At 61.6% G+C, this 22,917-nt stretch carries 20 protein-coding genes; 10 read left to right on the top strand and 10 right to left on the bottom strand.

Annotated elements, in window-relative coordinates; genetic code table 11:
• Positions 1 to 69: 69 nt before the first annotated feature.
• Positions 70 to 3,216, bottom strand: a complete 3,147-nt coding sequence (locus RAE19_RS01970; RefSeq protein WP_313873334.1) for an efflux RND transporter permease subunit — start codon at positions 3,214 to 3,216, stop codon at positions 70 to 72.
• A 7-nt stretch (positions 3,217 to 3,223) separates the two neighbouring features.
• Positions 3,224 to 4,390 (bottom strand): efflux RND transporter periplasmic adaptor subunit, encoded by a 1,167-nt coding sequence (locus tag RAE19_RS01975; RefSeq protein WP_313873335.1) that lies wholly within the window; start codon positions 4,388 to 4,390, stop codon positions 3,224 to 3,226.
• Positions 4,391 to 4,544: 154 nt separating this feature from the next.
• Between RAE19_RS01975 and hpnC the strand changes: the two genes are divergently transcribed.
• The 4 genes from hpnC to RAE19_RS01995 all read left to right on the top strand — a co-directional run bounded on the left by hpnC (position 4,545) and on the right by RAE19_RS01995 (position 10,133).
• On the top strand, positions 4,545 to 5,420 hold the full coding sequence (gene hpnC, locus RAE19_RS01980; RefSeq protein ID WP_313873336.1) for a squalene synthase HpnC: 876 nt from the start codon (positions 4,545 to 4,547) through the stop codon (positions 5,418 to 5,420).
• A gap of 14 nt (positions 5,421 to 5,434) precedes the next feature.
• Positions 5,435 to 6,274, top strand: coding sequence for a presqualene diphosphate synthase HpnD (hpnD, locus tag RAE19_RS01985; protein ID WP_313873337.1), 840 nt, complete (start codon positions 5,435 to 5,437; stop codon positions 6,272 to 6,274).
• 127 nt (positions 6,275 to 6,401) lie between these two features.
• The gene (gene hpnE, locus RAE19_RS01990; protein WP_313873338.1) at positions 6,402 to 7,709 is read left to right on the top strand and encodes a hydroxysqualene dehydroxylase HpnE; all 1,308 of its coding nucleotides are present in this window, start codon (positions 6,402 to 6,404) and stop codon (positions 7,707 to 7,709) included.
• Between the two features lie 33 nt (positions 7,710 to 7,742).
• A complete protein-coding gene (locus RAE19_RS01995; protein ID WP_313876158.1) occupies positions 7,743 to 10,133 on the top strand; it encodes a penicillin acylase family protein in 2,391 nt (796 codons plus the stop codon).
• On the opposite strand, the gene RAE19_RS02000 is transcribed toward RAE19_RS01995, so the two are convergent.
• On the bottom strand, positions 10,111 to 10,818 hold the full coding sequence (locus RAE19_RS02000) for an HAD family hydrolase (protein WP_313873339.1): 708 nt from the start codon (positions 10,816 to 10,818) through the stop codon (positions 10,111 to 10,113). The two genes, RAE19_RS01995 and RAE19_RS02000, sit on opposite strands and share 23 nt — an antisense overlap.
• Before the next feature lie 129 nt (positions 10,819 to 10,947).
• On the opposite strand from RAE19_RS02000, the gene RAE19_RS02005 reads away from it, so the two are divergent.
• Genes RAE19_RS02005 through RAE19_RS02020 form a run of 4 tightly spaced genes read left to right on the top strand, consistent with a single transcriptional unit; the run spans position 10,948 to position 13,295 of the window.
• On the top strand, positions 10,948 to 11,250 hold the full coding sequence (locus RAE19_RS02005) for a helix-turn-helix domain-containing protein (protein WP_313873340.1): 303 nt from the start codon (positions 10,948 to 10,950) through the stop codon (positions 11,248 to 11,250).
• A gap of 27 nt (positions 11,251 to 11,277) precedes the next feature.
• Positions 11,278 to 12,381: a ferrochelatase gene (gene hemH / locus RAE19_RS02010; RefSeq protein ID WP_313873341.1), complete on the top strand. Its 1,104-nt coding sequence runs from the start codon at positions 11,278 to 11,280 to the stop codon at positions 12,379 to 12,381.
• 27 nt (positions 12,382 to 12,408) lie between these two features.
• Complete coding sequence (locus RAE19_RS02015; RefSeq protein WP_313873342.1) at positions 12,409 to 12,639, top strand: SlyX family protein; 231 nt, start codon at positions 12,409 to 12,411, stop codon at positions 12,637 to 12,639.
• A gap of 14 nt (positions 12,640 to 12,653) precedes the next feature.
• The gene (locus tag RAE19_RS02020; protein ID WP_313873343.1) at positions 12,654 to 13,295 is read left to right on the top strand and encodes a LysE family translocator; all 642 of its coding nucleotides are present in this window, start codon (positions 12,654 to 12,656) and stop codon (positions 13,293 to 13,295) included.
• Positions 13,296 to 13,316: 21 nt separating this feature from the next.
• Here RAE19_RS02020 and RAE19_RS02025 read toward each other — a convergent pair whose 3' ends face one another.
• The 7 genes from RAE19_RS02025 to RAE19_RS02055 all read right to left on the bottom strand — a co-directional run bounded on the left by RAE19_RS02025 (position 13,317) and on the right by RAE19_RS02055 (position 20,718).
• Positions 13,317 to 14,954, bottom strand: a complete 1,638-nt coding sequence (locus tag RAE19_RS02025; RefSeq protein WP_313873344.1) for a GGDEF domain-containing protein — start codon at positions 14,952 to 14,954, stop codon at positions 13,317 to 13,319.
• Between the two features lie 100 nt (positions 14,955 to 15,054).
• Entirely contained in the window at positions 15,055 to 16,152 is a 1,098-nt protein-coding gene (gene modC / locus RAE19_RS02030; RefSeq protein ID WP_313873345.1) for a molybdenum ABC transporter ATP-binding protein, read from the bottom strand.
• Positions 16,153 to 16,157: 5 nt separating this feature from the next.
• The gene (gene modB / locus RAE19_RS02035) at positions 16,158 to 16,868 is read right to left on the bottom strand and encodes a molybdate ABC transporter permease subunit (RefSeq protein WP_313873346.1); all 711 of its coding nucleotides are present in this window, start codon (positions 16,866 to 16,868) and stop codon (positions 16,158 to 16,160) included.
• On the bottom strand, positions 16,861 to 17,628 hold the full coding sequence (gene modA, locus RAE19_RS02040) for a molybdate ABC transporter substrate-binding protein (RefSeq protein ID WP_313873347.1): 768 nt from the start codon (positions 17,626 to 17,628) through the stop codon (positions 16,861 to 16,863). Before modA ends, modB begins: the two co-directional genes overlap by 8 nt.
• 110 nt (positions 17,629 to 17,738) lie before the next feature.
• Positions 17,739 to 19,250: a tripartite tricarboxylate transporter permease gene (locus RAE19_RS02045; protein WP_313873348.1), complete on the bottom strand. Its 1,512-nt coding sequence runs from the start codon at positions 19,248 to 19,250 to the stop codon at positions 17,739 to 17,741.
• Positions 19,250 to 19,759, bottom strand: coding sequence for a tripartite tricarboxylate transporter TctB family protein (locus RAE19_RS02050; RefSeq protein ID WP_313873349.1), 510 nt, complete (start codon positions 19,757 to 19,759; stop codon positions 19,250 to 19,252). The genes RAE19_RS02045 and RAE19_RS02050 overlap by 1 nt, the downstream gene beginning before the upstream one ends.
• The gene (locus tag RAE19_RS02055; RefSeq protein WP_313873350.1) at positions 19,759 to 20,718 is read right to left on the bottom strand and encodes a Bug family tripartite tricarboxylate transporter substrate binding protein; all 960 of its coding nucleotides are present in this window, start codon (positions 20,716 to 20,718) and stop codon (positions 19,759 to 19,761) included. Before RAE19_RS02055 ends, RAE19_RS02050 begins: the two co-directional genes overlap by 1 nt.
• Positions 20,719 to 20,824: 106 nt before the next feature.
• Between RAE19_RS02055 and RAE19_RS02060 the strand changes: the two genes are divergently transcribed.
• Positions 20,825 to 21,499 (top strand): response regulator transcription factor, encoded by a 675-nt coding sequence (locus RAE19_RS02060; protein ID WP_313873351.1) that lies wholly within the window; start codon positions 20,825 to 20,827, stop codon positions 21,497 to 21,499.
• Between the two features lies 1 nt (position 21,500).
• Positions 21,501 to 22,913 carry a sensor histidine kinase gene (locus tag RAE19_RS02065; protein WP_313873352.1) on the top strand — a complete coding sequence of 471 codons (1,413 nt, stop codon included), beginning with the start codon at positions 21,501 to 21,503 and terminating at the stop codon, positions 22,911 to 22,913.
• Positions 22,914 to 22,917 lie beyond the last annotated feature (4 nt).

Genomic DNA, 22,917 nt, shown 5'->3' on the forward strand with positions numbered 1-22,917 from the left:
TCACAACACCCCGGCCACCCGTTTGAAATCGGTAAGCCCGCTATTTTAACCTGCAAGCGGGCCCCACTTTCAGGTCAGCGCAGGATTCTCGCGTTTTACCCGGAACCACGCGGCATACATGGCAGGCAAAGCCAGCAATGTCAGGACCGTAGCCACGATGAGGCCACCCATGATCGCCACGGCCATCGGCCCCCAGAAAACCGAGCGAGACAGCGGAATCATGGCCAACACAGCCGCCGCAGCGGTGAGCACAATCGGACGTAACCGTCGCACTGCAGACTCCACAATCGCGTCCCACGCTGGAATACCCGCCGCCCTGTCCTGCTCAATCTGGTCGATCAGGATCACCGAGTTGCGCTGGATCATTCCCATCAGGGCAATCACGCCCAGCAACGCAACAAAACCAAAGGGCCGCCCCATAACAATGAGGGCGCCGGCCACACCGGCAATACCCAAGGGACCGGTAATGAACACCAGCAACGACCGGCTAAAGCTTTGCAACTGCAGCATCAACAAGGTGAACGTCAAGAACAACATCACAGGCACACCGGCCACGATGGACGCCGAGCCTTTGGAACTCTCCTCTACCGCGCCCGCCACTTCGATACGGTAGCCATTGATGCCCTTGGCGGTCCATTGCGCTTCCAGCTCTTTCATCTTGGGCTGCAGTTCGGCGGTCACGGTGGCGCCTTGCAAGCCTTCGACCATATCGCTCTGCACGGTGATGGCGTAGTCACGGTTCTCGCGCCACATCACGCCGGGCTCCCAGGTGAATACCGGTTTGGCGATCTGGGTAATCGGGATCGACTTGCCGCTGCTCGTCGGCAGATACGCATTGGCAATATCGGTGATGGCGTTGCGCTCATCCAAAGGCTGGCGCAACACAATATCTATCAGCTTGTCGCCTTCGCGGTACTGACCGACTGTGGTGCCCGTGGACAGGGTTTTGGCCGCTTGCGCAATGCTCTGGCTGCTAACGCCCAAGGCGCGTGCTTTATCTTGATCCACCTCCAGGCGGAGCACCTTGACCGACTCATTCCAGTTGTCGTTCACACCGCGGGTGTTGCTGCTTTGGCGCATGACGGCTTTTACTTCGTCTGCACGGTCGCGCAAAACCAAAGGATCCGAACCCACCACGCGGAACTGCACTGGGTAAGGCACGGGTGGCCCGTTCGGCAGGAGCTTGACGCGACCCCGCACCTCGGGAAACTCTGCTGCCAGCAAGGCCGGGAGCTTCACGCGCAAAGACTCCCGCACCTTCAAGTCCACCGGCATGATGATGAGCTGAGACACGTTGGTCTGCGGGAACACCTGGTCCAGTGGCAGGTAGAACCGTGGCACGCCGGACCCGATCCAAGTGCTCACCGCCGACACGCCGGGCTCTTGCATCAGGCGTGCTTCCACCCGTTGGGTCACGGCCTGGTTATTGGCAAAGGAGGTCCCTTCCGGGAACCAAATATCCACCAAGACCTCGGGCCGGCTCGAATCCGGGAAGAACTGCTGCTGCACCTTGCCCATGCCCACAATCCCGAGGGCGAACACCAGAATTGTCCCGCCTATCGTCATCCAGCGGTGCTGCACACACCAGTTCACCGTGCGGCGGAAGGTGTTGTAGAACGGCGTGTCAAAGTGCTCCTGGTGTGCGGATTCGCCACCGTGGTGGTCGTGGCTCTTGAGCAGCAGGGTCCCCAGATAGGGCACAAAGTACACCGACACAAACCAGCTCAAAATCAGGGCCAGCACTGTCACCGCGAAAATGGCGTAGGTGTACTCGCCGGTCACTGACTTGGCCATCCCGATGGGCAGAAAGCCCACGGCGGTGATCAGCGTACCGGTCAGCATCGGCATGGCGGTGACTTCGTAGGCAAAGGTCGCAGCCCGCACCTTGTCGTAGCCCTCTTCCATCTTGCGGACCATCATTTCCACCGCAATGATCGCGTCATCCACCAGCAGGCCCAGCGCAATGATGAGCGAACCCAGCGAAATCTTGTGCAAGCCGATGCCCCAGTAGTACATGCCCAAAAAGGTCACGGCCAAGACGAGTGGAATGGTGATGCCCACCACCAGGCCGGGGCGCACATCCAGCGTCCAGCGCTTCCAGAAAGGCTGACCGGCCTTGGTGTGCAGGCCCAGCGCAATAAAGCTCACCGCCAGCACAATCACCACCGCTTCGATCAGCACCTTGACGAACTCGTTCACCGAGCTCGACACCGATTTAGGCTGGTCTTGCAGTTGCACCAGCTTGATACCCGCCGGGAGCGTTTTCTCGATACCGACAAACGTTTTCTCCAGCGCATGGCCCAGCGCGATGATGTCGCCGCCCTTGGCCATGGACACCCCGAGTGCAATCACCTCTTTGCCCTGGTGGTGCACCTTCACGGACGGCGGATCCACATAGCCTTTGCCGATCGTGGCGATGTCTTTGAGGCGGAACTGGTTGCCGCTGGCGCCGCGAATCGGCATATCTGCCAATTGCTGCACCGCATTGAACTGGCCACCCACCCGCACTTGCACGACGTCCAAGGGAGTTTGCACCGCACCTGCAGACTCCACCGCGTTCTGCTGGCCGAGCTGGGCCAGCACTTGGTTGAAGTCCAGGCCCAACTGGGCCAGGCGCTTTTGCGAGATCTCGATGTACAGCTTTTCGTCTTGCGCGCCGAACAACTCCACTTTGGCCACGTCCGGCACCCGCAACAGGCGTTGGCGCACATCGTCCGCCAGGGTTTTGAGTTCCGCGTAATTAAAGCCTTCGCCTTCGAGCGCATAGATCACGCCATACACATCGCCGAAGTCGTCGTTAAAGAATGGGCCCACCACGCCTTGGGGCAGGGTGCCACGCATGTCGCCGATCTTTTTGCGCACGCTGTACCAGACGTTGGGCACCTCGCTGCCCTTGCTGGAATCTTTGATCTGGAAAATGATCTGCGACTCGCCGGGCTTGGAGTAGCTGCGAATCTTGTCGGCGTACTGCACCTCTTGCAGGGTGCGCTCCAGCTTGTCGGTGACCTGCTCGGCCACCTGCTGGGCCGTCGCTCCCGGCCAATAGGTGCGAACTACCATGGCGCGGAAAGTAAAGGGCGGGTCTTCATCCTGCCCGAGCTGAAAGTAGGCCGCAGCCCCCAAGAGCATGAGCACGATCATGAGATAGCGGGTCAGCGCTGAATGCTCCAGCGCCCATTTGGAGAGGTTAAACCCCTTGCTAGGTTCTTGCATCATGGTCGCCTCACTTGGCCACAGTTGCACTGGCAGCAGCAGCGGGCGCTACTGAATCCATAGCTGCTGGCGCTGACGCTACGGGCGCTACAGCACCTTTTGGCTGATAAACAGTGACCTTCTGGCCGGGCGACAGCACATGCACACCGGCAACCACCACCTGCATACCCGGGGTCAGGCCCTGGGTGATGACCGCATCGTTCCCGTCGGCCGTGGCCACCACCACCGGCTGGGACTTCACCGTCATGCTGGCGGTATCCAGCACCCAAACACTGCTGCCGGCACCAGACTTCAGCAAGGCGGTGGTTGGCAGCTTGATGACCTGCACCGCACCACGATCGAGCGACTTGGGCACGACTGACACCGTCGTCCCCAAGGGCAAAGCGTCTTTTCCATCCAGTGCCACCTTGACGGTAAAGGTGCGGGTCACTGGGTCGGCGCTGGCGGCGACTTCGCGCACCGTGCCCTCCACCACCGTTTTGCTGGCCCAGACACGGACCTCCACTTTGGAGCCGGTCTTGATCATGGCCACCTTGTCTTCCGGTACCGAGAACACCACATCCCGGGGGCCATCCTGGGCAATCTGCACCACCGGCGTGCCGGCCGCCACCACCTGGCCGACCTCGGCAGTCACTGCGGTCACCACACCGGACACGTCTGCCACCAGCGTGGTGTAACCGGCTTGGTTGCCCTGGCTATTGAGCTGGGCTTGCGCTTGTTCCAGCTGGGCTTGGGCCGCTTTGAGCGCGGTATCGCGGCGCTCCAGCTCCGCACCACTGATGAAGTTCTGGTCGCGCAACTCCTTGTAGCGCTTGTAGTCGGCAGCCGCGAGGTCGCGGTTGGTTTGCGCCGCAGCCACCTGGGCGCGGGCCGCGTCGGCCGCGAGTTTGTAATCCTGGGGATCGAGCTGGGCGATCACTTGGCCCGCTTTGACCGTTTGGCCGAGATCGACCGCACGGCGCACTACCTTGCCACCCACCCGGAAGCCCAGGCGCGATTCCACGCGGGCGCGTACGTCGGCAGAAAACTCCAAGCTCGACTGGATGCTGCCCGCCCCTACCGTCATCAACTTGACGGCGCGAACGGGTTCCTCAGGAGGCGCAGGTTTGGAACACGCGGCCAGCAACAAGGCACTGAGCAAAACCGGCGTCGCTTTCAGGATGAATCGTGGAGACATGGTGACAGGGTGGGGGGTAAGGTTGAAACGGAGAGGCCCCAACCCCGCGCACGAAGTTAATGACCAGTTGGTTAGTAATTTAAGCGGCACATGGACCTTTGTCAAGCCGTTAGCGAAGAAGCCAGCACCGCCGCCGCACCGTGCGGAAGGCACAATGCCGCCCATGTCTTCCCTGCCCGACCCCGCCACTGCGCCGCCCGCGGCCGCCCAGCCCATCACCCACTACGAGAATTTCCCGGTGGCATCGGTGCTGTGCCCCTCTCACCTGCGCCCGCCGATCGCGGCCATCTACCACTTTGCCCGCACCGCAGACGACATCGCCGATGAGGGCCACGCCACACCTGACGAGCGCTTGGCGGAGCTGGCGCTGTTTCGCACCGGCCTGAGCGAATCCCCGGAAGCTACCGCCCGCTGGCCCCAGGTCTTCGCCCCGTTGCAAGTGCAGCGCCGGGCGCATTCCTTGCCCGATCCGCTCTTGCACGCGCTGTTAGACGCGTTTGTGCAAGACATCGAGAAAACCCGTGCCGGCACCGGCTACCGCAGCCACACAGAGCTGCTGGACTACTGCAGCCGCTCTGCCAACCCGGTGGGCCGCCTGTTGCTACACCTCTATGGCGTGCAAGACGCCCAGTCGCTGGCCATGAGCGACGACATCTGCTCGGCCCTGCAACTGATCAACTTCTGGCAAGACCTGAGCACCGACATTCCCCGGGGCCGCTTTTACCTCCCCCACGACGAATGTGTGCGCTTCGGCGTCAAGCAAGCCGACATCTTGGCGCAACAAGACACCGAAAATACTCGCAAATTGATAGCATCTTGCACAAGCACCGCAAGGGCTCACATGCAAAATGGTATGGAATTGGTGCACCGCCTGCCTGGGCGTGCCGGCTGGGAGCTCAGGCTCGTAGTCCAAGGCGGACTCCGGATTCTGGACAAGATTGCCGCACTAGACCACGCTACCCTCCAGCGCCGCCCCAAACTCCATGCGTGGGACTATGGCGTCATGCTGTGGCGCGCGGTGTGGATGTAGCGACAATACCGCCCATGACACCAGAGCAATACGTCCAGGAAAAAGCCGCCGCCTCCGGCAGCAGCTTCTACTACGCCTTTCTTTTTCTGCCCGCCCCGCGCCGTGCCGCCATTACCGCCTTTTATGCCTTCTGCCGCGAGGTGGACGATGTGGTGGACGACATGGTCGATGCCGGTGTAGCCGCCACCAAACTTGCATGGTGGCGCAATGAGGTGCAGCAATCCTTCAAGGGCAGCCCCACCCACCCGGTCATGAAGGCGCTGATGCCCCACGCCGCCACCTACACCATCGAAACCCGGCACCTGCTGGCGGTGATTGACGGCTGCCAAATGGACCTGGAGCAAACCCGCTACCTCGACTACCCCGGCCTGCAGCGCTACTGCCACCTGGTAGCCGGCGTGGTGGGCGAAGTGGCGGCCGGCATCTTCGGCCAAACCGATCCGCAAACCACCTCATATGCCCACAAGCTGGGCCAAGCCCTGCAGCTCACCAACATCCTGCGCGACGTGGGCGAAGACGCGATGCGCGGCCGCATTTATCTGCCAGTCAACGAACTGCAGCAGTTCGATGTAAAGGCCCACGAAATCCTGAAACGCACCTACTCTGACCGCTTTGTGGCGCTGATGAAGTTTCAAGCCCAGCGCGCCCAAGGACTGTATGACGAGGCCCTGGCCCTGCTGCCCGCTGCCGACCGCCGTGCCCAGAAGCCCGGTCTGATGATGGCCAGCATCTACCGCGCCTTGCTCACCGAAATTGAGCGTGACAACTTCCAGGTGCTGCACCAGCGCGTCAGCCTTACACCGCTGCGCAAGTTCTGGCTCGCTTGGAAGGTGCAGGCCCTCGGCCGCCTATGAGTATGGCCCCCACGCTCCGCCGCTTCGCGGGTCGCTGCCCCCCGAGGGGGTGCGGCTCTCACCTTGGGGCGGCCCTACGGTGTAGCCCGGCCTCCGCGCCCCGCCGCACCACTGCTGTCGTCAGCTCATGCGCGTAGCCATCGTCGGCGCCGGCTGGGCCGGGATGGCGGCTGCGGTCACGGCGATACGTGCCGGGCACCATGCTATTGTTTTTGAAGCATCTCGCGCAGTCGGTGGGCGGGCCAGGGCACTCCAGGGCACCTTGCCGGACGGCACGCCGGTGGTGCTGGACAACGGCCAACACATCCTGATCGGGGCCTACACCCGCACACTGGAGTTGATGCGCTCGGTGAGCGCAGACCCGGCGACCTACCTGAAGCGCCTGCCGCTGGACCTGCGCCATCCTGATGGTGCGGGCATCGCGCTGCCCCTGTGGCCCAGCCCCTTGGATGCAGTGGCCGGTATTGCCACCGCGCAGGGCTGGACCTGGGCGGATCGCTGGAGTCTGGTGCGGGCGTCGATCGGCTGGCAGATAAGCCGCTTTCGCTGCGCGCCCGGCACCACGGTGGCAGACTTGTGCCGCCAAGTCAGCCCCACCGTCCAGTCCACCTTGATTGACCCCTTGTGCGTCTCGGCGCTCAATACGCCAGCGGACCGTGCCTGCGGCCAGGTGTTCCTGACAGTGCTGCGCGATTCGCTATTCGGCGGGCGCGGCAGCTCCAACCTGCTGCTACCCACCACCGACATGGCGCGCCTGTTCCCGGCCACCGCAGCGACTTGGCTGCAGGCCAACGGGGGCGAGGTCCGCGCCGGCATGCGCGTCACGCGCTTGGAGGCCGCCGCCCCGGGCACCGCAGGCCGCTGGCAGCTCAACGGAGAAGTGTTTGACGCAGTGATCTGGGCCACTTCATCATCCAATGCGGCCTCAGCCCTCATGGAATCTGCGCAACACGCTACTGAAAATATAGCAATTGATCTGCGCACTTGGGCGACTACCGCGGGTGCACTGCAGTTTGAATCGATTGCCACCGTCTACGCCCATAGTCAGACTGCCAGCCTTGCGCGCCCCATGGTCGCTTTGCGCAGTGATGCCGCCTGCCCTGCCCAGTTTGTGTTTGACCGCGGCCAGCTGGACGGCACCCACGGTCTCTTGGCATTTGTGGTGAGTGCCAGCAGCGGCGACAAAGACACCATCGAACAACAAGTGCTGACCCAAGCCCGCACCCAACTGGGTTTGGAATTGGTAGCGGTGCAAACCGTGATCGAAAAGCGCGCGACCTTTGCCTGCACCCCCGCGCTGCAGCGCCCGCCAGCGACGATTGCACCCGGCTTGTGGGCTTGCGGCGACTATGTGGCTGGGCCTTACCCGGCCACACTGGAAGGTGCAGTGCGTAGCGGCACAGAGGCCGCGGGCCTGCTGGCGGCGATAGACTGATATCCACGGTATTTGGAGACGCATTTGAAATTCATGGTCAAACTCATGGCGGGCCTGCTTGCTCTGGTTTTACTGGCGGTCGTCGGCGTGGGCGGCTGGTACCTTTACAAAAAGCAACCAGTCCGCAGCGGCGTGGTGGAGCTGCAAAATCTGCAAGGGAACGTCACCGTCCGGTATGACGAGCGCGGCGTTCCGCACATCACCGCAGACAACGAGGCCGACCTATACCGCGCCCTAGGCTATGTGCACGCGCAAGACCGGCTGTTCCAACTGGAGATGGTCAGGCGCCTGGCCAATGGCGAGTTGGCAGAAGTGCTGGGCCCCAAACTGCTGGACGTCGACAAACTCTTCCGCACCCTGGGCCTGCGCGAACACGCCAAAAAAGTGGTGGCGGCCATGGACCGCAACGCCCCCGAAAGCCGAGCCCTGCTGAGCTACATCGACGGGATCAACCAGTGGCAAGACAGCCACCGCGCTCCGCTGGAGTTTGATATTTTGGGTATCCCGCAACAGCCGTTCACCCCCGAAGACACCTATGCCGTGGGCGGGTACCTCGCCTACAGTTTTGCCGCCGCCTTCCGGACCGAACCGCTCATGACCTTCATCCGGGACCGGCTCGGGCCCGACTATTTGCGGGCATTTGATGTCGATTGGCACCCCGAGGGTGTATTGACCCCGATCTCCGGCATGACTCCCGACGCATGGAACAGCCTCCAACGCGTGGCCGGTGTGAGCCTGCAGGCCAGCGAGCTGGGCGGCATACCGCTGCTCGAAGGAAGTAACGCCTGGGCCGTCTCTGGCAAGCGCACCGCATCGGGCAGCCCGATGCTGGCCGGTGACCCGCATATCTCGTTTTCAGCACCGTCCGTGTGGTACGAGGCCCATCTGAGCACGCCGGAGTTTGAGCTTTTCGGGCACTTTCAGGCCCTGAACCCGATGGCGCTGCTGGGTCACAACCACGACTTCGGCTGGAGTTTGACGATGTTCCAGAACGACGACGTCGACTTCATTGCCGAGCAGGTCAACCCCGACAACCCTCAACAAGTGTGGCACCAGGGCAACTGGGTCGACATGGTGAGCCGGACCGAGCTGATTCAGGTCAAGGGTGCGGCACCGGAGCGCATGGTGGTGCGAACCACGCCGCAGGGGCCGGTGATCAACGATGCGTTCAAAGAAAGCTTGGGAACACGGCCCATCTCCATGTGGTGGGCGTTTTACGCCACCGAGAACCCTGCCATCCGGGGCTTTTACGAGCTCAACCGCGCAGACACCTTGGACAAGGCCCGCGAGGCTTCCAGCAAACTCCACGCGCCCGGCCTGAATATCGTGTGGGCCAACGCAGAGGGCGACATCGGTTGGTGGGCCGCGGCCAAGCTGCCCTTGCGCCCGCAAGGCGTGAACCCGACGTTTATCCTGGATGCGGCCAAAGGCGAGGCGGACAAACCCGGTTTTTACGCCTTCCGCTTCAACCCGCAGGAAGAGAACCCGGCGCGCGGCTACATCGTCTCGGCCAACCACCAACCTCTGCCCAAAAGCGGTGTGCCGGTGCCCGGCTACTACAACTTGCCGGACCGGGCGCAACGGCTCGATACCCTGCTCAACACCCCCAACATGAAGTGGACCAGTGTCGAGACCCGCAAGCTGATGCTGGACGTCAACAACAACTATGGCCCCCGCATTCTGCGCAACCTCCTGCCGGCCATGAATGCGGTCGTCACCGACCCCAACGAAAAAGCCTTTATGGAGCCCCTCACCAACTGGGACGGCACCTATGACGAGGGCAGTATTGCGGCCACCCTGTTTACCCAAATGATGTACGAGTTGGCCAAAGCTGCATTTGCCGACGAACTGGGCCCCGTGCAGTTTGCGAACCTGCTGGAAACTCGCGCACTCGACTTCGCCCTGCCGCTATTGGTCGCGGACAACAATTCGCCCTGGTGGGACGATGTCAGCACGCCGGCCAAAGAAAGCCACTTTGAGACGACCCGTATCGCCTGGTCCAACACCCTGAAGCACCTGCAAGGTCTGTATGGCACCAGCCTTTTAGACTGGCGCTGGGGTGTGGCCCACACCTTGACCCACGGGCACCCGCTGGGCCGGCAAAAGCCACTGGACAAGATTTTTAACGTGGGGCCTTTTCAAGTGCCCGGCGGTCGCGAAACGCCAAACAACCTATCGGGCACGCTGGGGCCCGCCCCTTGGGCGGTCACCTCCGGCCCGTCGACGCGACGGGTGATTGATTTTGCAGACGCAGGCAAAGCCGTGGGCATCAATCCGCTCGGCCAAAGCGGCGTGTGGCCCGACAAGCATTACGCCGATCAGGCTGAAAAATATGCCAAGGGCGAGTTCGTGCGCATGTGGCTCGACGAAGCCGACGTAATCGCCCGCACCGAAAGCACTCTTACGCTGCGGCCGGCCCGCTAAGCAAGTCTTGCAGCTCCCGCAGGCTGCCCACGGTGGCGTGCGGGTATTGGGTGAAAGACCAGAGGTGCTCCTCCCGGTTCACCCACACGGTTTGCATGCCCACACCCAAGGCGCCCAAAACGTCCAGTGCTGCGTCATCTCCGATATGCAATACCTCTTCGGCTTTGACGCCTACCGATGCGCAGGCCGCTGCAAAAATACGCGGGTCCGGCTTGCCCACGCCTGCATCCCGCGCGCTCACACTGGCCGCAAAGTAACGGCCAATGCCCACGCGGTGCACATCCGCATTGCCATTGCTCACTGCAACGATCGGCCAACGGGCCGCCATGGCGTCGAGCAAAGGAATCGCATCCTCAAACAGCTCTACCTGCATGCGGGCATCAAAAAACACCTCAAACGCAGGCTCCGCCAAAGTCGAGTCATCGCCACTGCGTTGCAGGGCCAGCCGGATGGACTCACGCCGCAGCACGCTCAGGTCATGGGCGTGGTCTGCCCATTGCGCTTCGGTATCCGCACGCAGCAACTGACGCTGGTGGGGGTCGGCATACATGACAGCGGTGCGGGGCGCGTGTGCCGTGAGCCATTCGCGCAACAGGTCTTCGGCCCGGTGAATCGCAGGCCACACGGGCCACAAGGTGTCGTCCAGATCAAGGGTAATGGCGCGGATGCGGCTCAAGTTCAGCATGGGGCAGTGCGCGACTCGCGGGAGCCGCCAAAACAACGGAGGAAGCTGTGAGGGTACACACAAACGGCGCCGCACCGGGCCGCACAGAGCGCTACTATCAAGCCTGTTGCTTTAACGACCCATTCACCCATGCCCGCCATCACGCTTGATATGCCCAGCCCGACGGGCGAACAACTCAAAGCTGCCCGCTTGGCTGCCGGCCTGAATCAGGCCCAGGCCGCTCAACTGCTAGGCTACTCCTTGCAAACCGGAAGCCGCGGCGGCCTGCAGTCCCGCACCTGGCAAGCCCTGGAAAGCCCGACCGATGACCGCAACATGCAGGGCCCGGTATTTGCCATGTTTTTGCTGCTCACCGGGCAACACCCCACACTCCAATTGGTAGAAAAAGAGCTCAGCGATACGCCCCTGCCCTCCAGCACCGAAGCCGACTGACACTCACCGCGACTGAATATTTCTCTCATGGCACTCCCCTCCCCCTTTGCTCCCGAGCCCTCATACACCCACGGTCAACCCGCACGCACCGCCGTACTGTTGTGCAACCTGGGTACGCCGGATGAACCCACCACCCCGGCTGTGCGCCGCTATCTCGCCGAGTTTTTGAGTGACCACCGCGTGGTCGAGATTCCACGCCTGCTGTGGCTGTTAATCCTGCACGGCATCATCCTGCGTTTCCGGCCGGCCAAGTCGGCCGCCAAGTACGCCAGCATCTGGACGCCTGAGGGCTCGCCACTCAAGGTGTGGACCGAGCGGCAGGCCAAGATGCTGCAGGGCTGGCTGGGCCAGCGCAACCACCACGTCAAGGTGGCGTGGGCCATGCGCTACGGCAGCACCAATATTGCATCCCAGCTCACCGCTCTCAAGGCAGACGGGGTCACCCGCGTCCTGATCGTGCCCGCCTACCCGCAATACAGCGCCACCACGACAGCCAGTGTGTTTGATGCGGTCTACGCCTGGGCCTCGAAAACCCGCTCGATTCCTGAGCTGCGTTTTGTGAACCACTACCACGACCACAGCGGCTATATCGCCGCGCTGGCTGCCAGCGTGCAGCGCTACTGGCGTGCCAATGGCCGGCCTGACAAGCTGGTGATGAGTTTTCATGGCGTGCCTGAGCGCACCCTGCACTTGGGCGACATCTACCACTGCGAGTGCTTCAAGACCGCAAGGCTGCTGTCCGAAGCTTTGGGCCTATCCAAAGACCAGTTCAAAGTGACTTTCCAGTCCCGGTTGGGCCGTGCCAAATGGCTGGAGCCCTACACCGAGCCCACCCTGATTGACATGGGCAAGGCCGGTGTGGAGCGGGTAGATGTGATCTGCCCAGGGTTCACCAGCGATTGCCTGGAAACCCTCGAGGAAATCAACATGGAAGCCCGCGAAGCGTTTTTGCATGCAGGCGGCAAAGAGTTTCACTACATCCCCTGCCTGAACGACGACCCGGAGTGGATTACTGCACTCTGCCAGCTCACCGAAACCCACCTCAGCGGCTGGCGCACCCAAGAAGCCCCCGACACCGCGGCCCAAGAGGTCTCGCGCGCCGCTGCGCTGGCACTGGGCGCGAAACAATGAGGGTTCAGCTGCGGCAAGCGGCGCCGCATGGTGTCCAATACATCCATGGAAATGAACGCCCTTAATGAACAACGCCTCCATGATCTGGAGATCAAGGCCAGCTACCTTGAAGACACGGTGGACCAGCTCGACAGCATCATCATCCGCCAACAAGCGCAAATTGAGCTGTTGATCCGGGAGGTGACCCACCTTAAGCAGCAAACGCCGGATGCCGGTGTTGCGCGGAATCTGCGTGACGATCTGCCACCCCACTATTGACTCTGGAAACTGATATGTCGCTTCACACTTGGTGGTTGTTTGTCATGATGACGTTTGTGGTGTCGGGCACGCCCGGCCCGAATATGCTGTTGGTCATGAGCACCAGCGCGCGTGAAGGCATGCGCGCTGCCATTGTCAACATGGCGGGATGCATGACCTCTTTGATGTTGATGCTGGGGCTCTCTGCCGCAGGTTTGGGTGCGCTGTTGCAGGCATTCCCGGCTGTGTTTGACACGCTGCGTTTGGCTGGTGCCGCTTATCTGGCCTACCTGGGCGTGCAATGCTGGCGCTCGCCGGTAAAGGATGCGGAGGACACCGCAAACAACCCCACAACTCCAGCGGTCAGCGCAGGCACCAGCCTCTGGAGCCATTACCGCCAGGGCGCATTGGTCGCGGCCAGCAACCCCAAAGCCATTTTGTTTGCGGCTGCTTTCTTCCCCCAGTTTCTGAACCCTGAAGCGGCGCAACTCACCCAGTTCGCGATTCTGCTGGGTACTTTTGCTGTCGTCGAAGTCGCTTGGTACTTTGTGTATGCAGCCAGTGGAAAGCAGCTCGCGACCTACCTGCGCCGTGCCACGGTGATGCGCGCTTTTAACCGCCTGACCGGCGGCGTTTTCGTGGGCTTCGCGGCACTGATGGCGGCTGCCAAAAGCTAGACCAACGCGCGCTGCCGCACCTCAAGCGAGGTCTTGGTAGCGGGAGTCTTTCTCGACGTACATCTGCAGATCGCAGCGGTGGAGCCAACTGGCGAGAGTGTCTTGGCTATCGGCCAGTGCAAGCCCGGCGCTGGCTGAGACGCTCAGCCCCGGGTGCACACTGTGCCAGTCAAATTCGTTCACCGCTTTGTGGATACGAGCGACCACCGAGGTACTGCTCTGCGCCTCCACGTGGCTGAAGAGGACCACAAACTCATCACCCCCGAGCCGGACGGACACATCGCCCTCACGCACAAAGCCACTCAAAATCCGCCCCACGGTCCTGAGCACCTCGTCACCCACCAAATGGGAAAAGCGATCGTTGATTTGCTTGAAATGGTCGATATCGACAAACACCAAGGCAGGGGCACGCTGGCGCTCGGTGGCATCGCTCAGCAAAGCCGGCACGATTTGCTCCAGGTACCGGCGGTTGTACAGGCCGGTCAGGGCATCTTGCATGGCCAAGCGCTCCAAATGGCGCGTTTTTTCTTCCAAATGACGGCTGGCTTGGCGATCTGCACGCACCCGCATTTGCCATTCCACACGCTCTTCGCGGCTGTGCAAAGCCTCTTTGCGAAGGTGCATTTCCTGCATTTTCCAGAGCCGTTGCTGCGCTTGTGCCTGCAAGTCTTTGCCCTGGGCAGAGTAGATCTGGATCAGCAACAAATACGCAGTGGCCCGCAGATGCTCGTTTTCAGCCCGCGCCGCAGATTGCAGCAAGCACTGGGCGTGGGCCTCTGCCGACATCCAATCCTCGGCGGCCCATGCAATTTCAGTCCTCAGCCACATCTCCAGCAAAATCACAGCCGGCTGGCGCATTCCCTTGGCCACGCTGGCCGAAATCGTGTCTGCCCTGCGGCTGGCCTCATCCAGATCACCCTGCCAGCAAAGCTCAAATGCATGCGTCAGGTCCAGCAGCGCGCGGGTTTTGCGATAAGGGCACAGCAAGGAGCGCACACTCCCGGGTTGCGAGGTGACTTGTTCGGGCAGCGCGGCAATCTGCGTCAACCGGTCGAGCGACAAAAAAGTGCCGTGGTAATACCGGTCGAGAAAACAGCGGTGCATTTCGGCATACCGCTGGTGGTAACGCGGCAAGCAGGATTCAGCCCACAGGCCCTGGGCTTCAAACATCCGGACCGAGCGCTCCAGTAACTCGGCCGCATTGTCAAAACTCTGGCTGCATGCATAGGCAACCCCGAGGTAGTTGCAGGCCATAGCCTCTGCCAGCGGATGGCTGGCTGGGCTGGACTGGCTGAGCTTCAAGGCCAGCATGGCGGCTTCCAGGCCATCGGCGCTGTGGCCCATCAGGCTCAGCACATTGGCTAAAGTGGTCAGGGCCTCGGCTTCGCCAGCGGCGTCCCCGTGGGTTTGGAACATCTGGGCGGCGCGCTCCGCCGTCTCACGGGCACGGCGCAGGCGCGAGAGCTGGCGGTCTCCCTGCGCAAGGTACAACAGGGCGCGAGCTTGGCCCGCGGCGTCGTTCTGCCGCTGGGCATGTAGCAGTGCGCTTTTGGAGAGCGTCTGGCTGAAGTCCACATCGCCGCGCATCAAGGCCGCCTGCGCTTGGAACAGCAGGGTGACGTGGGTCGGATCAGAGGACAAAAGCGGCGCGTCGGGCATGGGGGAGAGACAAGTAATCAACCCCACAGATTAGGCGGACGCACCGGCGCTGTCATCACCCGAACGGGTGAAATTTGCAAGTATTTGCAACCCGTTTGCGTTACTGCGTGAGCGCCATGGCTTTCACTTGCGCCCAGACGTGCATGCCAGGCTGGAGTTGCAGCTGTTGCACCGCACGCCGTGTCAGGCGGGCCCAAAGTGCTGTACCGCTCACGTCCAAGCGCACCAGGGCCTGGGCGGGTTGCTGGTCCGGCAGAATTTGCGCCACGGTGCACGCCACGGTGTTTTGAATGCTGCTTCCTGATGGGGCTTGGGTTGCAATGCTGACATCGCGGGCCAACACCCGCAAACGCACCCACTGCCCGGTTTGCAGCTTGGCATCAGGCACCCAGAAGGTGCCGCCATCAAATGCAATTTCGCTCAAATGCCACTGCGGGTCGTGGGATATCACACGCCCTGTCACAAGGCTCGCCGTCTCTCCACCGAGGCGGATCACAGGCTCCACCTGAGACAGCACGGTATCTACTGGGCCTATGACCATGACACGCCCTTGTTCCAGAACCACCAAGGTGTCCGCCAGGCGGGTGACCTCCTCGGTCGCGTGCGACACATACACCATCGGGATCTGGAGCTCGCTGCCGAGTTGTTCCAGCCACGGCAAGACCTCGCGCCGGCGGGCCTCGTCCAGAGACGCAAGGGGCTCGTCCAAAAGCAAAATCTGCGGGTTGGTCGCCAGCGCCCGTGCGATCGCGACACGCTGGCGCTCGCCACCGGAGAGGTCGGTCGTCCGCCGGTGCAAAAGTTTCGACAGGCCCAGGGTCTGAATCGCGAACTCAGGCGTCAGCAAGGGGCTGCCATCCATTCGGGGTGTAGCGCGCCGGCGGGCGAACTCCAAGTTACCCGCCACGTCCAAATGGGAGAACAGACTGGCCTCTTGAAACACATACCCCAGGGAGCGCCGGTAGGTAGGCAAAAAAACACCTGCGGACTCGTCTTGCCAGGTATGCCCGCCCACCTGCACCAGCGCTTGCGGCGAGCGCTCGAGACCAGCGATGCACCTCAAAACCGTCGTTTTGCCTGAGCCCGACGGCCCATACAGAACCGTGATGCCCTTTGACGGCAGCTCCATATCCACCACCAGGCTGAAGCCGGGTTTGGAGACATTCAATTGGATGCGGTTGAAACTGCGGTTGCCCATAGCGCTCAAGTCCGCAAACGGCTGCCACGCGGGTTGAGCCACCCCAGTGCTAGCAACACCACAAAAGAAAACAGCACCATGCCACCCGACAACCAGTGCGCCTGGGTGTATTCGAGTGCCTCCACATGGCCATAAATTTGGGTGGACACCACCCGGGTGCTCTCGGGGATATTGCCCCCCAGCATCAGCACCACACCAAACTCGCCCACCGTGTGGGCAAAGCTCAGTACAGCGGCACTCACCACACCGGGACGGCACAGCGGCAAGACTACATGCCAGAAAGTATCCCAAGGGGAGGCCCGCAGTGTGGCGGCGACCTCCAGCGGGCGCGGCCCCAAGCTTTCAAACGCATTCTGCAATGGCTGCACCGCAAACGGCAGGGAGTAAATCACCGAGCCTAGCACCAGCCCCGCAAAAGTGAATGGCAGCAAACCGATACCCAACCACTGGGTGAACTGACCGCCCCACCCCTGCGGCCCCAAGCTGACCAACAGGTAAAAGCCCAACACCGTGGGCGGCAACACCAAAGGCATGGCCACCAGTGCCCCTACAGCGCGACTCCACCAAGAGCCGGACCGGGCCAGCCACCAGGCCAACGGGGTAGCCACACAGAGCAACACAAGCGTGGTGACACTGGCCAGCTCCAAAGTGAGCCGGATGGCCGAAAAATCGTCCGAAGACAGCGGAAACGCAGCCACGGGCAAACTGCTACTCATAGCCCACCGCGCGCATCACCCGGCGGGCAGGCTCAGTGCGCAGATAGGCCAAAAAAGCCAAAGCGGCTACCTGACCTTGCCCGGGATTGAGGAGCACCGCATCCTGCCGCAAAGCCTGGTGCAAGTGGGCGGGCACCTGCCACGCGGAGCCATCCACCAAACGCCCATCCCGCATCACCTGAGACAGCGCGACAAACCCCACGGGCGCGTTACCACTTGCGACAAATTGGTAGGTTTGCGCAATGCTTTCACCCTGAATCAGCCGTCCTTGCAGGCCTTGCCACACCCCCCTCTGCTGCATCACCTGCATGGCGGCAGCGCCATAGGGGGCGGTTTTGGGGTCGGCCATGGCCACCCGCAAACCAGCAGCACCCAGCACCGCGCCCTGCGCGTCGACTACACCGGGCTGCGGACTCCATAAAACCAATCGGCCGGTAGCGTAGGTGAATTGGCTCGCCGCTACGGCCGCACCCTCCAGCACTAGGCGCGAAGGGGTTTCGTCGTCGGCGGATAAAAGCACTTGGTACGGCGCACCATTCTTGATCTGGGCGTATAGCTTGCCGGTGGCTCCTGGCACCAGGGTCACAGTGTGCCCGCTCACCCGCTTGAAGTCGCTGGCAATGGTTTGCGCCATCCCGGAAAAATTGGCGGCCACGGCCACCAACGCAGTGTCCGCCCGCACCGATGAGAGCACCCCGAGACTGAGCAGCCCCACACCCAATCCCAGCCGCAGCACCCATGAAATCACTGAATTAGCCATACGAGAAGATTAGCATTCGCCGCAACAAAAAAAGGGGCGCCGAAGCACCCCTTTTTTGCTACCAAAAATATAGCTACACCCGCATATTAAATGGGGGCTAGCACCCTTTTTTATGCCAAAGCCAAGCGCTGCGCCTTGCCTTGAAAGTGCTTGAGCACCCGTGGCAAGACCAACACACTCAGCACCACCACCAGCAATGTCACCGACATGGGGCGCTGCAGGAAGATCATGGCACTGCCTTCACCAATGGACATGGCGTTGCGCAGCTGCGCCTCTGCCAAAGGTCCGAGGATCATGCCCACAATCACCGGTGCCGTCGGAATATTGAATCGGCGCATCACCAAGCCCATAACCCCCACCACATACAGCAGCACCAGGTCAAAGGCGCTCTGGCGCATACCGTAAGTACCCACGGTGGCAAAAATCAGAATACCGGCGTACAGCTGGGCCTTGGGCACCTTCAGCAGCTTGACCCACAAGCCCACCATCGGCAAATTCAGCACCAGCAGCATGACGTTGCCGATGAACAGCGAGGCGATCAAGGCCCACACCAGCGCAGACGAGGTGGTAAACAGTTGTGGCCCGGGTTGGATACCGTAGTTCTGGAAAGCGCCCAGCAACACGGCCGTCGTGTTGGACACGGGAATGCCGAGCGTGAGCAACGGAATCAAGGCGGTGGTCACCGTCGCGTTATTGGCGGCTTCGGGGCCGGCCACACCTTCGATGGCACCTTTGGTACCGAACTCCGCAAGGTCGTCGCCTTTGGCAAGTTTCTTTTCTGTGGCGTAACTCAAGAAGGTTGGAATCTCTGTGCCGCCGGCAGGAATGCAACCAAAAGGTGCGCCAATCGCAGCACCACGGATCCAGGCGGGGATCGAACGCTTCCAATCACGGGCCGTCATGGTGACGCGACTGAGCTTGTTTTCGGTCTCGACCACCTTGCCCTCAAAGAGCACATAGTGCAGGGCCTCAGCCACCGCAAATAAACCAACCGCCACCAACACAATTTCAATGCCGTCCAGCAGCTCGGGCATGTTGCCGGTGTAGCGGGTTTGACCAGTGATCTGGTCCATGCCAATCAAGCCAATGGCTAAGCCCACAAACAGAGCAGTCAAGCCGCGCAATGTGCTCTGCCCCAACACCGCACTGACGGTGGTGAACGCCAAAAGCATCAAACAAAAATACTCGGGCGGGCCGAGCTTGACGGCGTATTCCGCCACCAGCGGCGCAAACAGGGTCACGACCACCGTGGCAATACTTCCAGCGACAAACGAGCCGATAGCCGCTGTTGCAAGCGCAGCACCTGCGCGGCCGCTCTTGGCCATCTTGTTGCCCTCCATGGCGGTCACCATGCTGGAGGTCTCACCCGGCGTATTGAGCAAAATGGAGGTGGTGGAGCCACCGTACATCGCGCCGTAGTAAATGCCGGCAAAAAAGATCATGGAGGCAGTGGCCTCCACCTGGGTGGTAATCGGCAACAACATCGCCACCGCCGTGGCAGGCCCGATGCCGGGCAACACGCCCACGGCAGTGCCCAGCGCACAACCCACAAATGCCCACAACAGGTTGACGGGGGTACCCGCCGTCGCAAACCCTTGAAGAAGTTGATTCCAGATTTCCATTACAACCATCCGCTTTGCGTCAAACCTGGCAAGCTGATGGCCAGAAACTTGGTAAACATCCAGTACACGGGTGCCGAGATCAGCAGACCGACCACGATATCCGTGATCCAGGTGCGGGCGCCGCCCAAGACCTGGCCTTGGGCCAGGCGCGCGCCCCGCGATGCCAACACAAAACACAGGGCGCAACTGGAGATGAACCCTATGGTGGTGATCAACGCTGCATTCACCAGCAAGCCCACCGACATCCAGATAAATCCGGGCCAGAAGGCGGGCTCGCTGTCTTCGTCATCTTCCATGTCGAGAAAGCCGCCCTTACGGACCTCCCACAGCAAGAAACCACTGCACAGCAGCAAAGCCACAGATACCACCCACGGAAGAAAGTCAGGGCCGATACCGGCGTAACCCGCTTCTGAGGGAATGACCCATGCGCCAGCACCCAGCCCGAGGGCTAGGAGCAGCACGCCCACTGCCACGGCGGCTTCTTGCCGCGCTTTCACGACCTGGCTCATCACAGCATTCCGGAGAGGTGCATCACGCCGCGCAGGCTGGAAAACTCGTTGTCCACAAATTCGTCAAACGCTTTGCCGGTCAACACCGCAGGGGTCCACTGGTTTTTCTCCAGCGCGTCAGCCCAGCCCTTGGTCTTGGTGACCTTGACGATCAGGTCTGTCAGTGCAGCACGCTGCTCGGCGGTGATGCCAGGCGCGCCATATACACCGCGCCAGTTACCCAACACCACGTCATAGCCTTGCTCGCGCATGGTCGGCACATTGATGCCGGGCAGGCGCTTCTCGGAAGTCACCCCGATGGCGCGCATCTTGCCCGCAGCAATGTACTCAGCGAACTCGCTGTAACCGCTACCACCAATCGTCACGTTACCGCCCAAAATAGCCGCAGTGGCTTCGCCGCCGCCACGGAACGCAACGTAGTTGACCTTTTTGGGGTCTACGTTGACCTTGGTCGCCAGCATGGAGGCACAAATGTGCTCTGTGGATCCACGCGAACCGCCACCCCACTTGACACTGCCGGGGTCTTTTTGCATTTGGGTGACCACGTCTTTCATGGTCTTGAGCGGAGAGTCGGCCGGCACCACGAACACGTTGTATTCGCTGGTGATACGGGCGATCGGGGTCACCTTGTCCAAGCCGACGGCAGGCTTGCTGGTGATGATGCCACCCAGCATTACCGCGCCCATCACCATCATGGCGTTAGGGTCGCCCTTGGCGGAATTCACAAACTGAGCCAAGCCGATCACACCGGCCGCGCCACCCTTGTTTTCGTATTGCACAGTGTCCACCAGCTTGGCGTCGATCAGTGCTTTGCCCAGGGCGCGGCCTGTGCCGTCCCAACCGCCGCCGGGGTTGGCGGGGAGCATCATTTTCAGATTGGTGGCTGCACGTGCCGACAAAGGCAGAGCACCGGCAGCAGCCATCACGGCCATGGATTTGAGGAAAGTATCGCGACGCATGGAGGTCTCCTGTGGTTATTGGTAGGGCCTATGATGCGGGCCGTGGCTGTCAAACGGCTGTCCAAATTCCCTAGGGGAAACCCGTAATTCGCACCCTGCTCTGGCCATGCATTTACTCTTGATCGAAGATGATCCCGCCCTGTTCACCACCCTGCAACGCAGCCTGGTACGTGCACAAATGCGGGTCGATGTCTGCAGCGATGGTGCACAAGCGCTCACCTACTGGAACACGCTCCAGCCCGATGTGGTGGTGCTCGACCTGAGCCTGCCGGGAGTAGACGGGCTCGACGTACTCAAGCAGGCGCGCCGCAGCGGCCTGCGCACGCCGGTTCTGATCCTGACCGCGCGCGGAACCGTCGGCGACAAAGTGCTGGGCCTGAATGCCGGTGCCGACGATTACCTGCCCAAGCCGTTTGACCTCGATGAGCTGGAAGCCCGCATACGCGCCCTGCATCGCCGCAATGCCGACAACCCGACACCCCAGAGCAGCGACCTGCTGGTCGGAGAGTTGCGGCTGGACCGCAACAGCGGCGCCATCTATCACCGCCACGAGGTCTTGGACTTGACCCCTCGGGAGTTGGCCTTGATGACGGCCCTGATGTTGCGCCCGGGCCATGCGGTCAGCAAAGAACGCTTATTTGAAGTGGTGTTTCCCGGTCAGGTGGATGTGCAGTTTGAAGCGATCGAGGTGGTGGTGTACCGCCTGCGCAAGAAGCTCACCGCCATGCGGGTCAGCCTGGTGACCCTGCGCGGTCTTGGCTATTTGCTCAAGGCCGACTGAGATGGCGAGCCGCCGCCCTGCGCCCTCATTACGCAAGAGCCTGTTGCTGGGTATCTTGATTCCTATTTTGCTGTTTGTATTGGTCGACACCTACAGCCTTTACCGGCAGGCGCTGGCCGCGGTCAACACGGCTTATGACAGGACGCTGCTCGCCTCTGCCAAAGCCATTGGCGAACTATTGGACATTGAAGGGAGAGGTGCAGATGCACGGCTCAGGGCGCAAGTCCCCTACTCCGCCCTTGAAGCGTTTGAGGCAGACAACCGCAGCCGCATGAGCTACCGGGTGTCTGACGCCAAAGGTCAATGGGTCGATGGCGAGCAAGACATCAAGGTCTGGACGGGTCAGCTGCCCCAGCAGGGCCCTTATGCCGCGCTGGTAGATTTTTACGACGACACCTTCCGGGGTGATGCGGTGCGGGTAGCCGTACTGCTGCAGCCGGTGGCCAGCGGGCGGGAGCGCACCATGGCCATGGTGCAGGTGGCAGAAACGCTGGAGCTGCGCCACACCCTGGCCCGGCAAATTTTGCTGGACACACTCCAGCGGCAGCTGATTTTGATCACCGTCATCACCGCGGTAGTAATGCTGGTGGTAGACCGTGCCACCCGCCCGGTGCGGCAGCTGAGCGAAGAGCTGGAGCAGCGCAGCGAGGACGACCTGACCGCCTTGCCTGCCGGCGAATTGCCGCTGGAAATTCAACCGCTGGCGGTGGCTACCAACCATGTGATGCACAAGCTGCAACACCTGCTGGACCACCAGAAGCGCTTTGTGCGTGATGCGGCACACCAACTCCGGACCCCATTGGCGGTGCTCAAGGTGCAGGTGCAATCCGCACTGCGGGGCGACATAGCCGCCCAGGACGGACTGAAAGAAATTGCCTCCACGGTCGACCGGGCCACCCAATTGGCCAACCAAATGCTCTCGCTGGCCAAAGTGGAACAAGTGCGCCAACAACAAGACTTTGCGGCCATGGACTGGGCCGAACCGGTCCGTACCATTGCGCTGGATTTGTCGGCCTTGGTAGGCGAAAAAGACCTCGACTTCGAACTCGTGACCGAGCCCTGTCCGGTGATGGCCCACGAATGGATGCTGCGGGAAACCATCCGTAACCTGCTGCACAACGCTGTGCGCCTATCACCGCAGGGCGGCGACTTGATGATCCGCTTGCAGCGAGATGGCGACTGGGCACAGCTCACAATTTCGGACAGCGGGCCCGGTATCAGTGATGCCTTGCGCATGCGGTTGTTTCAGCCATTTGCGGCCGGGAGCACTCACTCGGGGTCCGGCCTTGGGCTCACGATCACGCGGGAAATGGTGCTCGCGCTGGGGGGAACCATCCAGCTGAACAACCGGTATTCAGGGGACACCTGCACCGGACTGGATGCTTGTGTACGATTACCGCTCTATCTCAGCTGAAGTT

The organism is Rhodoferax potami, from assembly GCF_032193805.1.
Lineage (GTDB): Bacteria > Pseudomonadota > Gammaproteobacteria > Burkholderiales > Burkholderiaceae_C > Allorhodoferax > Allorhodoferax potami_A.

Coding starts and splice junctions, on each gene's coding strand:
- RAE19_RS01970 (WP_313873334.1), bottom strand. CDS start 3,216: ATGATGCAAGAACCTAGCAAGGGGTTTAACCTCTCCAAATGGGCGCTG.
- RAE19_RS01975 (WP_313873335.1), bottom strand. CDS start 4,390: ATGTCTCCACGATTCATCCTGAAAGCGACGCCGGTTTTGCTCAGTGCC.
- hpnC (WP_313873336.1), top strand. CDS start 4,545: ATGCCGCCCATGTCTTCCCTGCCCGACCCCGCCACTGCGCCGCCCGCG.
- hpnD (WP_313873337.1), top strand. CDS start 5,435: ATGACACCAGAGCAATACGTCCAGGAAAAAGCCGCCGCCTCCGGCAGC.
- hpnE (WP_313873338.1), top strand. CDS start 6,402: ATGCGCGTAGCCATCGTCGGCGCCGGCTGGGCCGGGATGGCGGCTGCG.
- RAE19_RS01995 (WP_313876158.1), top strand. CDS start 7,743: ATGGTCAAACTCATGGCGGGCCTGCTTGCTCTGGTTTTACTGGCGGTC.
- RAE19_RS02000 (WP_313873339.1), bottom strand. CDS start 10,818: ATGCTGAACTTGAGCCGCATCCGCGCCATTACCCTTGATCTGGACGAC.
- RAE19_RS02005 (WP_313873340.1), top strand. CDS start 10,948: ATGCCCGCCATCACGCTTGATATGCCCAGCCCGACGGGCGAACAACTC.
- hemH (WP_313873341.1), top strand. CDS start 11,278: ATGGCACTCCCCTCCCCCTTTGCTCCCGAGCCCTCATACACCCACGGT.
- RAE19_RS02015 (WP_313873342.1), top strand. CDS start 12,409: ATGGTGTCCAATACATCCATGGAAATGAACGCCCTTAATGAACAACGC.
- RAE19_RS02020 (WP_313873343.1), top strand. CDS start 12,654: ATGTCGCTTCACACTTGGTGGTTGTTTGTCATGATGACGTTTGTGGTG.
- RAE19_RS02025 (WP_313873344.1), bottom strand. CDS start 14,954: ATGCCCGACGCGCCGCTTTTGTCCTCTGATCCGACCCACGTCACCCTG.
- modC (WP_313873345.1), bottom strand. CDS start 16,152: ATGGGCAACCGCAGTTTCAACCGCATCCAATTGAATGTCTCCAAACCC.
- modB (WP_313873346.1), bottom strand. CDS start 16,868: ATGAGTAGCAGTTTGCCCGTGGCTGCGTTTCCGCTGTCTTCGGACGAT.
- modA (WP_313873347.1), bottom strand. CDS start 17,628: ATGGCTAATTCAGTGATTTCATGGGTGCTGCGGCTGGGATTGGGTGTG.
- RAE19_RS02045 (WP_313873348.1), bottom strand. CDS start 19,250: ATGGAAATCTGGAATCAACTTCTTCAAGGGTTTGCGACGGCGGGTACC.
- RAE19_RS02050 (WP_313873349.1), bottom strand. CDS start 19,759: ATGAGCCAGGTCGTGAAAGCGCGGCAAGAAGCCGCCGTGGCAGTGGGC.
- RAE19_RS02055 (WP_313873350.1), bottom strand. CDS start 20,718: ATGCGTCGCGATACTTTCCTCAAATCCATGGCCGTGATGGCTGCTGCC.
- RAE19_RS02060 (WP_313873351.1), top strand. CDS start 20,825: ATGCATTTACTCTTGATCGAAGATGATCCCGCCCTGTTCACCACCCTG.
- RAE19_RS02065 (WP_313873352.1), top strand. CDS start 21,501: ATGGCGAGCCGCCGCCCTGCGCCCTCATTACGCAAGAGCCTGTTGCTG.